Below are 10,747 nucleotides of genomic sequence, written 5' to 3' on the forward strand. Positions count from 1 at the left end.
ACGCCCGTGGATGTCGATGGGCTGGCGGACGCGGTCGCGGTCACCGCCGGTGGGCCTCACACGTGCGCGCTGCACGCGGACGGCGCCCTGTCGTGCTGGGGGCAAAACAACGCAGGGCAACTCGGTGATGGCACCGTCACCGGCCGGCGCACGCCGGTGGCCGTGGCGGGGTTGACGGACGCGGTCGCGCTCGCCGCCGGCTTCCGTCACACGTGCGCGCTGCGGGACAGCGGCGCCGTGGCCTGCTGGGGCGACAACGAGTTTGGGCAGCTGGGTGACGGCACCGTCACCGGCCGGCGCACGCCGGTGGCCGTGGCGGGGTTGACGGACGCGGTCGCGCTCGCCGCCGGCTCCCGTCACACGTGCGCGGTGCGGGACAGCGGCGCCGTGGCGTGCTGGGGCTACAACCACGCCGGGCAACTCGGTGACGGCTCGGCCGGCGCCCTCACACCCACACCGGTGCAGCGAACCCCAGAGGAGGATGCGCGATGACACCGGCTACCGAACTCGACGAGGAGGTCAAGGCAGGGGATCTGCCAGGGCTGCGCCGGCAGGCAACTGTCCGCCTTTTCGCCGAGCAGAGAGCCAGGGTTGGCCTGGTGTGCGGCGGCGTGGTCGTGGCCGTGGTGGCGCTTGCCGGCGTCAGTCAGGTGATGGCTGGGGTGCCGCCCTCTAGCTTGTGGGAGCCGGTCGCGGGCGTGGCCGTGCGGGTGGGCATCGCCTACCCGCTGGGACGCCGGCTGGTCCGCACCCACCTGGCGCGCTACGTGACCCACGGCCAGACCCGCCGCGACTTCCTGCGCGCCGCGGCCGTGGTCGGGGCGGCCTACGCGCTGCTGCTCGCGACCGTGTGGACCGTCGGCCTGGCCGCCGAGTCGTGGGCCTACCAGGCGCTGGACTGGGCGCACCTGCCGCTGTGGAGCCACCTGTTCCACACACCTCAGCAGGTGTGGCTGGTGTTCGTCGAGTACGGGCTGATCATGGCGCTGTGGACGGCGGCGGGCGCGGCCGTGGCCGCGTCGAAGTTCCACTCCCCGTCGCGCTCCTGGGGGTTCCTGGCCGCCCTGGCGTTGGTCGCGCTGGCCGAGAGCGCGGTCGGCACCCCCCTGCCCGGCGGCGTCGGGTTCACCGTCTCACCCCCGCTCCTGGCAGCGGTGGCGCTGTGCGTAGCCGTGATCGCGGCGGGCGGCGCGGTGACCTGGCGGGTCCTGCGCGCCACCCCCGTGCCGAGGAGCAGGTCATGACCAAATCTGTCACCCAGCCGACCGCGGGCACCGCCGTGGCACCCCCAGCCCGCACGACGGTGGCCCGCGTGCTCACCTGGGAATCAGCGTGGGTTGTCATGGGAGCGCTTGGCTTGCCTTTCGTCACGGCCCTGTGGGTCCTCATCGAGTTCGTGTCGGAAGGAGAAGTGTTCGCCCTGTGGGGTCCGGTGGCCGGCCTACTGGGTCGCTACGCCTTTGGGTATGCGATCGGTCACTCCCTGGTCGGTGTCATGCTGCCGCGCTACCTGCTGCACGGCGCGACCCGGCGTTCGTTCCTGCGCCAGGCCCCATTGGTTGGCACGGCGCTCGCGGCCGGGGGGGCGGTGGTGGTGGGCGCCGGTTGGCTGGTCGAACGGGCGGTGTTCCGCCTCGCCGGCTGGCCCTACGCGCTGTCCACCGGGGCCGACGAATCCTTCTTCGGTTTCCTCGGCCAGGTCGCTGCCGGGGGTCTGTACACGTTCATGCTGCAGCAGCCGTGGACGGGTGTGTGGCGCGTGGTCGTGGTGCACTGGCTGGTGTTCACCCTGTGGGCCGCCCTGGGTGCGTTGCTGACCGCGGGCTTCGCGCGGGGCCGCCTCGTCGGCCTGGGGTGCGTCCCGGTGAGCCTTGCGCTGCTCGCGGTCGCCGAGCCGGGGATCAGCCTGCCCGTGCCGTTGCCCCTGCCCCCACCGGTGGTCGCCCTTGTGATCGGCTGGCTGCTGGCGTGGGCGTTTGTGTGGGTGCTCGTGGCGCGCGCGCCGCTGCGGGTGGACCCGGCATGACCGCGCCGCGGCAGGCGGCGGCGTGTCCGGGGCATGACGGGCGCAGGCCCACGCGGGACGAAGGGGTGGCGACGATGGCTGACCGGGCACGCAGGCTGGGGCGGCTGGTGCCCGCCGGGTTCGTGGTGGCGCTCGCGCTGGCGGTGGCAGGCTGCACGGGCGGGACCGACACCCCCCAGCCAGCCGGACCGGGGACCAACGGCGCGGCCGCGGGCGGGCCGCTGGGCGCCGGCGACGGGCACAGCTGCGTGGTGGGTGACGGAACCGTGGCCTGCTGGGGCAACAACCTGTTCGGCCAACTCGGTGACGGCACCGACACCGACCGGGCCACCCCGGTCAGGGTCGAGGGACTGCGTGACGCAGTCGTGGTCGCCGCTGGCCAGGCCCACACGTGCGCGCTGCGCAGCAACGCCACGGTGGCCTGCTGGGGGGAGAACTTCTTCGGCGAGGTCGGTGACGGCACGAGTGTCCTCGATGACGGCGACAGCGCCACTCGACGCGTCCCGGTGGCGGTCGAGGGCGTGGACGACGTGGTGGGGGTCACCGCCGGCCTGGGTCACACGTGCGCGCTGGGGCAAGGGGGCGGCATCTGGTGCTGGGGGGGCAACGGATCCGGCCAGCTCGGTCGCCACACCCGCGGGGAAGGGGCCACCCGCTCGGTGTGGTGCGGGCGCCGGGGTGGGCCGGGTTGCTCGCACACCGCCCGCTCGCCGACGCGGTCGCGCTCGCCGCCGGCGGCATGCACACGTGCGCCGTCCGGGCCGGCGGCACCGTCGCCTGCTGGGGCGAGGATGATGCTGACCGCCCCCTGGGCATCCCGGTCGTCATCGAGGGAGTCACAGACGCGGTCGGGATCGCCGCCGGCGGCATGCACACCTGTGCGCTGCGGGCCGACGGCTCCGTGGCCTGCTGGGGCGTCAACGACTGGGGACAGCTCGGCGACGGCACAGACCGCGCACGGCCTGCTGCCGTAGCGGTCGAGGGCCTGGGCGACGCGGTCGCGGTCGCCGCCGGCCTGGCTCACACGTGCACGTTGCGCGAAGGCGGCGACGTGGCGTGCTGGGGGGACAACGAGCACGGCCAGCTCGGGGATGGGACCACCATCACCCGGTCGACGCCGGTGAGCGTGGAGGGAATCGACGACGCGGTCGCGCTCACCGCCGGTTGGGATCATACGTGCGCGCTGCGCGAAGACGGCGACGTGGCGTGCTGGGGGCGCAACGAGCACGGCCAGCTCGGAGATGCAACCACCACCAACCGATCGACGCCGGTCGCGGTCACGGCCGAATCGCTAGTGCCTGGAGCGAAATAACGGTGCCGGTAGGATGGTGCCCGTACCCTGTCGGGGATGGCGGTCAACGAGGTCGCGATCAACCGGCGGCGGCGTCTGCGATGGTGGCCCCACCATGAACCCTGCTCCGATGACGGTCCACCCAACACCGGCACACTAGCGTGGCGCTCGGAGTCGACGGCGTGCAGGTCGGGTGCTGGACCGACGAGGAGCATCACACCGGCTGCACGGTCGTGCTCGCCGCGCCAGGATCGCTGGGTGCCGTCGCGGTGCGCGGCGGTGCACCGGGCACCCGCGAGGCGGCGGCGCTGGGCGCTACGGGCAGCGTTCGGGAGTGCCACGCGATCGTGCTGTCCGGTGGCTCGGCGTTCGGGTTGGCGACCGCCGACGGGGTCGTCGACTGGTGCGAAGCCAACGGCATCGGCTACGACAAGGCGGTCGCGCGCATCCCCATCGTCGGCGGTGCGATCGTCTTCGACCTCCGGCTACGCGGCACGCCCCGGCCCGGACGGGACGCCGGGTGGGCGGCGTGCGAGGCTGCGTCCGACGCCGACCCTCCCATGGGGTCGGTGGGCGTCGGCGCCGGCTGCACCGTCGGCAAGGCCGCCGGCATCGGGTACGGCTCCAAGGGCGGCCAGGGCTGGGCGGTGGTGCGCGACGGCGGGGTGACGGTCGGGGCGCTCGTGGCCGTCAACCCGTTGGGTGACGTCCTCGACGAGCAGAACCGCGTCCTGGGCGGCTCCCGCGCACCCAGCGACGCGTCGCGCTTTCCGCAGCACGCCGCGGCGCTGTCCGCCGCGCCCGAGGCCGGGAACGCCCCCGACCCCCTGGACAACACGATCGTGGGGTGCCTGGTGACCGACGCCCGACTGTCAAAACCCGACGCGGTCCGCGCCGCCGACCTCGCGCACACCGGCATCGCCCGGTCGGTCTCGCCGGCGCACACCTCATTCGACGGCGACGCGCTGTTCCTCCTTGCCGCCCAGCGGGTGGACGCCGGGGTGGACCTCGTCGCGGACCTCGCGGCGCAGGCCGTCGCTGCGGCGGTGCGCGCCGGCGTCCGCCACGCCACGGCCATCCCCGGTTTCCCCGTCGACCCACGCGCCCGCACGACCCCCGGCACCTGAGAGTCGGGTGGCGAGGCGGCAGGCAGGGCCATGACGAACGCAGCGCCGTCGTGGTGAAGCTCGACGTGGTCGGTGGGTCCGAGCGCCCGGGCCACGGGGTGGCCGAGCCCGCTACCGCCATGACCATCCAGGGTGGCCAAGCGGTCGAGGATGCGGTCGCCGTCATCGGCTGACGCGCCCGCGTCGTCGTCGGTGATGCGGACGACGACCTGGCGGGTAAGTGCGGTGGGTCCGGCGTGGTCGAGCAGCAGCGCCCCGGGCCGTCCATCGGCCGCCACACGCCCGGCCCTGCGCGATGGCTTTGGGATCTTTCTCGGCGAGGATCAGGGCTGCGTGCGGAAGCGGTCGACCCAGGCCTGCAGCTGCGGCGACGAGGCCGACGCGGCCTGGGCCCAGGTCTCGTACTCCATCACGGCCCGCAGGTCCCCGGTCTCCACGGCAATGCCGACCCCCCGTTTGATCTGGCGGGCCAGGGCGGGGTCGACGGCGGCGAAGCGCGTGGCCAGGGCGACGGCGGCCTCGACGGGGTCGGGCTCGGGTCCGTCGGCCAGGCCCCAGGTGACGGCCCGGTCGGCGTCGATGGTCTCACCGAGCAGCAGGGTGCGCAGCGCGCGTCCCGGGCCCAGGGCCTGCACGAGGAACCACGTGGCGCCGCCACCGGGGTGCAGCCCGATCCCGGCGAAGGTCGCGCCGAAGGCGGCGGCGGGTCCGGCGACCCGTAGGTCGCAGGCCATGGCGAGGTTCAGCCCGGCCCCGACGGCCGGCCCCCCGACCGCGGCGATGGTGGGGCACGGCAGCGCGCGCACGGCCAGAAAGAGCCCGTAGTAGTCCCGCAGGTCGTCGTGCACCTCGGTCACCGGCCGGTCGGGATCACCGAACAGGACCGGCAGGTCGGCACCCGCGCAGAAGGCCGGTCCCTCCCCGGCGACGACCAGGGCCCGCACGGACGCGTCGGTGTAAAGGTCCCGGCAGTGGGCGGTGAGCTCGGCGCTCATCTGCCGACCGAGGGCGTTGCGTCGCTCCGGGTCGGTGAGGGTGAGCAGGGCAACGCCGTCGGTCAGCTCCTCCAGGCGGGTCGTCGGCATGGGCGCCTCCGGTCTCGGACGGGCGGTCGACCGGCCACGATACGGGCGCGCGATGCCGGTCGTGCGATGCTGTGGGCACTGGCCACCGTCGCCGAGGACCCCCGTTGCCGCCTGCTGCCCGCGACCTACATCTCGCCACCGCCACGCCGGACGACACCCGGGCACTCGGTGCCGCGATCGCGGCGGCCCTGCGTCCGGGCGACGTGCTGTCGCTCACCGGGGAGCTCGGCGCGGGCAAGACGTGCTTCGTGCAGGGCGCGGCGCAGGGTCTCGGGGTCACCGAACGGGTCACGAGCCCCTCGTTCGTGCTGCGGCGGGAGTACCGCGGCCGCCACCCGGTCGTGCACCTGGACGTGTACCGGCTGGAGACGCTGCGCGAGGTCGAGGATCTCGGCTACGAGGACGTGCTCGCCGCCTCGCACGTGACGTTCATCGAGTGGGGCGACGCGATGAGCCCGTTGCTGCCCGCCGACTACCTCGAGGTCGAGCTGTCCCTGGAGGACCTGCCACCGGGGTCGGCGGCGTCCGGCGCCCAGGGCGACGTGCCGCTGCAGGAACCGCGGCGTATCGTGGTGCGACCCCATGGGGCCGACTGGGCCCGGCGGCTCACCGACCTGGCCGCCGACCTGTCGCCCTGGACGCGGCACGAAGAGGAGTCGTGAGAGGACCCCATGCTGGTGCTCGGTATCGAGACATCGACCTCGCAGTCGAGCGTCTGCCTGGCCACCGAGCAGCAGGTCGTCGCGGCAGCGACGCTCGGTCGCCCGCAGTCCCACGCCGAGTTCCTCACCCCCGCCATTGCGTTCTGCCTGCGCCAGGCCAACCTCGACGTGAGCGCGATCTCCGGCATCGCGGTGAGCCTCGGGCCCGGTCTCTACACCGGCATGCGGGTGGGGATCGCGACGGCCCAGTCCCTGGCGCACGCCCGCGGCCTGCCGGTGGTCGGCCTGGTGTCCCTGGACCTGCTGGCCTTCTCCATGCGCCACGGGCCCCCCATGGTGTGCAGCGTGCTCGACGCGCGCCGCGGCGAGCTCTTCTGGGGCTTCTACCGCCACGCCCCGGGCGGCATGCAGCGGGTCAGCGAGCTGCGGGTGGGCCCGCCCATGCGGTTGGCCGCCGAGGTCGAGGCCATCCGCGAGGACGTGCTCGCCGTGGGTGACGGCGCGATCGCCACGGCGGCCCTGTTGGAGTCCGCCGGTGCGGCCGTGGCGGGGTCCCCCGCGACCGCTTCGCCAAGCGCCCGGTGCCTCGTGGAGCTGGCCCTGCCCCGCTTCCTGCGGGAGGAGACCCAGCGGCCGGAGGACCTGAAGGCCGTCTACCTGCGGCAGGCCGACGCGCGCATCAACTGGGAGCAGCGGGGCGCGCTGTTCGGCGGCCGGCCGAGCGGCGCGACCGCGGCGGCGGGCGAGGTGGGACCGTGATCGCCCAGCTGCACCGTCACGCCCTGGCCGGTGTCACCGTCGTGCCCATGCGCCGCCGCCACCTGCGCGCGGTGCTCGCCATCGAACAGCAGGTCTATCCGCGGCCGTGGTCACCGAACCTCTTCGCCGCGGAGTTGGCGCAGGGTCCGAGTCGGCGCTACCTCGTCGCGCTTGCCCCTCGGCGGGGGTCCGCTCTCGGTCCGCGCGTCGGTCGGGAGGTCGTGGGCTACACCGGGCTGATCCTGCAGCCGGGGGACCACGGCCGGCCGGGGGAGGGCGACGCCCACGTGACCACCGTGGCCGTCCACCCCCACCACCACCGCCGCAAGGTGGCCAGCCGTCTGCTGCACGCGCTGCTGGCCGAGGCGCGCCGCGTGGGTGCGCGCGCGGCGACGTTGGAGGTCCGCGTCGCCAACCGGGGCGCCCAGCGCCTCTACACGGCGTTCGGGTTCGCGGGGGTGGGCGTGCGGCCCGGCTACTACGCCGAGACGGGGGAGGATGCGCTGATCATGTGGATCAGCGAGCTGCAGAGCGACGAGATGGGCGCTTGCCTGGCCGCGCAGGCCGCCCGACTGGGCGATCCGGGCGGTGCCAGCGGGGCACCCGACCTGCACGTCCCGTGGGTCAAGGGGCGCCGGGGTCTGGAGGTCCCGTAGTGCTGGTCCTCGGGATCGAGACGTCGTGCGACGAGACGGCGGCGGCGCTCGTCGAGGACGGGGTCCGGGTGCGATCCAACGTCATCGGCTCGCAGGTCGAGCAGCACCGTCCCTACGGCGGCGTCGTCCCCGAGATCGCTGCGCGCGCACATCTGGAGCTGCTCCTGCCGGTTCTGGACCGCACGCTCGTGGAGGGCGGGGCGACGTACGCCGACGTGGAGGGCGTGGCCGTGACCGTCGGCCCCGGTCTCGTGGGGGCGCTCCTGGTGGGTGTCGCAGCGGCGAAGTCCCTGGCACTGGCGCGCGATCTGCCGTTCATCGGCGTGCACCACCTGGAGGGCCACGTCTACGCCGGTCAGCTGGAGTACGGGCTGCTGGAACCGCCCATCGTCGCGTTGGTGGTCAGCGGCGGCCACACCAGCCTGGTGCTGCTCGGCGCCGCCGGGGGCTTCACGACGCTCGGCGCCACGGTCGACGACGCCGCCGGCGAGGCCTATGACAAGATCGCCCGGTTCCTGGGGCTCGACTACCCCGGCGGCCCGGAGATCGACCGGCTTGCTCGCGAGGGGGACCCCGGCGCCATCACGTTCCCCCGCGCGATGCTCGGCCAGCAGGGCTACGATTTCTCGCTGTCGGGGTTGAAGACCGCTGTGGTGCGGGAGCTCCGTCGACGACAGGGCGCCGGCGAGGAGATCCACATCCCCGACGTGGCCGCGTCGTTCCAGGAGGCGATCGTCGATGTGCAGGTTCGCAAGACCGTTGCCGCCGCCCGCGAGCACGACGTCGGACAGGTGACGATGGTCGGGGGGGTGGCGGCCAACAGCCGGCTCCGGGCACGGATGGCCGAGGCCTGCGATCAGGCGGGATTGCGCCTGCAGACCCCGTCCCCCGGGCTCTGCACTGACAACGGCGCCATGATCGCCGCAGCAGGCTGGAACCGCCTGTCCGCAGGGGAGCGCTCACCGCTGGACGTCGCCGTTGACCCGGGCCTGGCCTGGGCGGAGGCGCCGGCGTGAGCGCCCCGACCGCGTCGGCCGGCGCCCGCCGATTGGACCAGCCGGGGATCGAGCGCCTCACGGGGCTGCTGGAGTCGGGCTTCGACGGGCGCAGCGACCCGATGGCCCACCAGCACCTGCTCGACGCACTGGACCGCCACGAACACGTCCGCTTCCTGGTCTGGCCACCCGCCGACCCGGTCGGCGTGCTCTACATCGGCGCGTCCGGGGCGGTGATGGCGGCGGGCGACCCGGAGGCCGCCACGGCGTTCGCCGGACCGGCCGAGCACGCCGACTGGCGGGTCCTGCTCGGCGATGCCGTCCCATGTCAGGCGCTGCTGGACGCGAGCAGCAAAGGGTTCTTCCGCCGTCGCCACTCGGCCCGGGAGCAGCGGTTCATGGCCACCACCGCCCCGCTCGGCTCGCCCCACCTGCCGGGTCTGCGCCGGGCCGAGCCGGCAGAGCTGGAGCGTCTGACGGACTTCGCCTGCCGGCTGCACGTCGAGGACCGCATGGGCCCCCAGATATCCAGGGCCGGCCGCGCCGCCGTGCGGGCGCGGATGCACGACAGCATCACGGCCGGCGCGACCTGGGTGCTGGAGCGCGACGGGCTGAGCGTCGCAAAGATCGACCTGTCGCTGTCGTCGCCCCGCCGGGGCGCGCAGCTGGCCGGTGTGTACGTCGAGGAGCCGTGGCGTGGGCTCGGCCTCGGATCCGCCGCCATCGCGGCCGTGACGGCCGAGCTGCTCACCCAGGGGTTACCGTGCGTCACGCTGCACGTGCGAGCGGACAACGGGGCGGCCATCGCCGCCTACCGGCGGGCCGGCTTCGCGGACCGGGGGCCCTGGCTGCTCGCGTTGCGCTGATGCTGGCTGTGCCGGATGTGGCGGTCACCCCAGCGACACCACGAGGATGCAGGGAGGCGAGCGCTACCGAGCGGGGGTGAGCAGGCCCTCGCCCTCGAGTCGGCGGATCAACTCGTCGGGCCCGGTGCCGTACACCACCGACAGGGCACGCAGGTCCTCGGCCCGGATCGTCAGCACGCTGCCGTTGAAGTCGCCGCGCTGCAGCTGGATGGTGTGGGCGAAGCGGAACACGGGCAGGAGGTCGGGGTCCAGGTCGGGGCCGGCCAGCCGCCGGAGATCGAGCATGACCGTGGTCGGGGGCGCGGCTTGCGCGGGGGTCAGCGGGTCTTCCTTCGGCAGCAGCTCCGACACCGGGACGTTGTAGAACTCGCTCAGCTCCGCCAGCTTGGGGACGGACACCGCGCGGTCCCCACGCTCGTAGGAGCCGACCACCACCGCCTTCCAGCGGCCGCCGGAGACCTCCTCGACCTGCTGAAGGGTCAATCCCTGCTGCTGGCGGATGGCACGCAGGCGATCCCCGAGCCGATGCTGGTACTCCGTCACCCGACACCTCCACGCGGCGGACTCGCGGGAACTCGACCATCCGTTCCTGGCTGTCGTGCACCACCTGGCCGTACTTCCGTGGGCACGGTACCACGGCGTTACCCTGCGTGACGAGGCTGATCCAGGTGGTAGACCTGAGCGTATCAGGCTCAGATCCGGCGGTGGCACGCTTGCACTCGACGCACCTGACTGCTAATGTCCAACTGGCACTCAGGCATGGGGAGTGCCAACGCTCCCCGGCACCCGCAGATGATCGAAGGAGGACGGCATATGGCGACCGCCACGAAGGTTTCGCTCAAACCACTCGAAGACCGCGTTGTGGTGCAGACCGATGAAGCCGAGGAGGTGACGGCCAGCGGTCTGGTCATCCCCGACAGCGCGCAGCAGAAGCCCCAGCAGGGCACCGTCGTGGCCGTCGGTCCCGGGCGGATCTCCGACCAGGGCGAGCGCATCGCGCTCGACGTCTCGGCGGGCGACACGGTCGTCTACTCGAAGTACGGCGGGACCGAGATCTCCCACAAGGGCGAGGACTACCTCATCCTGTCCGCCCGCGACATCCTCGCGATCGTCGAGAAGTAGGCCCACCACCGACCCATATCAGGGCATAGGTTTCTAGGAGGTAATGCATATGGCAAAGCAACTCGCGTTCCACGAGGACGCTCGACGCAGGCTGGAGACCGGGGTCAACAAGCTGGCCGACGCGGTCAAGGTGACCCTGGGGCCCAAGGGCCGCAACG

At 73.3% G+C, this 10,747-nt stretch carries 14 protein-coding genes; 12 read left to right on the forward strand and 2 right to left on the reverse strand.

The features are described 5' to 3' along the window. The 6 genes from WD250_03905 to WD250_03930 all read left to right on the forward strand — a co-directional run. Positions 1-492 (forward strand): hypothetical protein (locus WD250_03905; GenBank protein ID MEX2619343.1); only part of this gene is annotated, 492 nt, incomplete at its 5' end. Then, the gene (locus tag WD250_03910; GenBank protein ID MEX2619344.1) at positions 489-1,244 is read left to right on the forward strand and encodes a twin-arginine translocation signal domain-containing protein; all 756 of its coding nucleotides are present in this window, start codon (positions 489-491) and stop codon (positions 1,242-1,244) included. The genes WD250_03905 and WD250_03910, both read left to right, overlap by 4 nt. Next, positions 1,241-2,026, forward strand: coding sequence for a hypothetical protein (locus WD250_03915; protein MEX2619345.1), 786 nt, complete (start codon positions 1,241-1,243; stop codon positions 2,024-2,026). The genes WD250_03910 and WD250_03915 overlap by 4 nt, the downstream gene beginning before the upstream one ends. A 688-nt stretch (positions 2,027-2,714) precedes the next feature. Then, positions 2,715-3,338 carry a hypothetical protein gene (locus tag WD250_03920; protein ID MEX2619346.1) on the forward strand — a complete coding sequence of 208 codons (624 nt, stop codon included), beginning with the start codon at positions 2,715-2,717 and terminating at the stop codon, positions 3,336-3,338. A 140-nt stretch (positions 3,339-3,478) separates the two neighbouring features. Beyond that, positions 3,479-4,444, forward strand: coding sequence for a P1 family peptidase (locus WD250_03925; GenBank protein ID MEX2619347.1), 966 nt, complete (start codon positions 3,479-3,481; stop codon positions 4,442-4,444). A 50-nt stretch (positions 4,445-4,494) separates the two neighbouring features. Further along, on the forward strand, positions 4,495-4,617 hold the full coding sequence (locus WD250_03930; protein ID MEX2619348.1) for a hypothetical protein: 123 nt from the start codon (positions 4,495-4,497) through the stop codon (positions 4,615-4,617). Between the two features lie 150 nt (positions 4,618-4,767). Here the strand turns inward: WD250_03930 and WD250_03935 are convergent, their stop codons facing one another. Further along, positions 4,768-5,529 (reverse strand): enoyl-CoA hydratase, encoded by a 762-nt coding sequence (locus tag WD250_03935; GenBank protein MEX2619349.1) that lies wholly within the window; start codon positions 5,527-5,529, stop codon positions 4,768-4,770. A gap of 104 nt (positions 5,530-5,633) precedes the next feature. On the opposite strand from WD250_03935, the gene tsaE reads away from it, so the two are divergent. Genes tsaE through WD250_03960 form a run of 5 tightly spaced genes read left to right on the forward strand, consistent with a single transcriptional unit; the run spans position 5,634 to position 9,467 of the window. Further along, positions 5,634-6,191 (forward strand): tRNA (adenosine(37)-N6)-threonylcarbamoyltransferase complex ATPase subunit type 1 TsaE, encoded by a 558-nt coding sequence (gene tsaE, locus WD250_03940; GenBank protein ID MEX2619350.1) that lies wholly within the window; start codon positions 5,634-5,636, stop codon positions 6,189-6,191. A gap of 9 nt (positions 6,192-6,200) precedes the next feature. Further along, complete coding sequence (tsaB, locus tag WD250_03945; protein ID MEX2619351.1) at positions 6,201-6,950, forward strand: tRNA (adenosine(37)-N6)-threonylcarbamoyltransferase complex dimerization subunit type 1 TsaB; 750 nt, start codon at positions 6,201-6,203, stop codon at positions 6,948-6,950. Continuing rightward, entirely contained in the window at positions 6,947-7,606 is a 660-nt protein-coding gene (rimI, locus tag WD250_03950; GenBank protein MEX2619352.1) for a ribosomal protein S18-alanine N-acetyltransferase, read from the forward strand. The genes tsaB and rimI overlap by 4 nt, the downstream gene beginning before the upstream one ends. Continuing rightward, the gene (gene tsaD / locus WD250_03955) at positions 7,606-8,622 is read left to right on the forward strand and encodes a tRNA (adenosine(37)-N6)-threonylcarbamoyltransferase complex transferase subunit TsaD (GenBank protein MEX2619353.1); all 1,017 of its coding nucleotides are present in this window, start codon (positions 7,606-7,608) and stop codon (positions 8,620-8,622) included. The genes rimI and tsaD overlap by 1 nt, the downstream gene beginning before the upstream one ends. Then, positions 8,619-9,467: a GNAT family N-acetyltransferase gene (locus WD250_03960; GenBank protein MEX2619354.1), complete on the forward strand. Its 849-nt coding sequence runs from the start codon at positions 8,619-8,621 to the stop codon at positions 9,465-9,467. The genes tsaD and WD250_03960 overlap by 4 nt, the downstream gene beginning before the upstream one ends. 63 nt (positions 9,468-9,530) lie before the next feature. On the opposite strand, the gene WD250_03965 is transcribed toward WD250_03960, so the two are convergent. Beyond that, positions 9,531-10,010 carry a transcriptional regulator gene (locus WD250_03965; protein ID MEX2619355.1) on the reverse strand — a complete coding sequence of 160 codons (480 nt, stop codon included), beginning with the start codon at positions 10,008-10,010 and terminating at the stop codon, positions 9,531-9,533. A 270-nt stretch (positions 10,011-10,280) separates the two neighbouring features. Between WD250_03965 and groES the strand changes: the two genes are divergently transcribed. Continuing rightward, the gene (gene groES / locus WD250_03970; GenBank protein ID MEX2619356.1) at positions 10,281-10,589 is read left to right on the forward strand and encodes a co-chaperone GroES; all 309 of its coding nucleotides are present in this window, start codon (positions 10,281-10,283) and stop codon (positions 10,587-10,589) included. Positions 10,590-10,747: the final 158 nt, after the last annotated feature.

Source organism: Egibacteraceae bacterium (assembly GCA_040905805.1).
GTDB lineage: Bacteria > Actinomycetota > Nitriliruptoria > Euzebyales > Egibacteraceae > DATLGH01.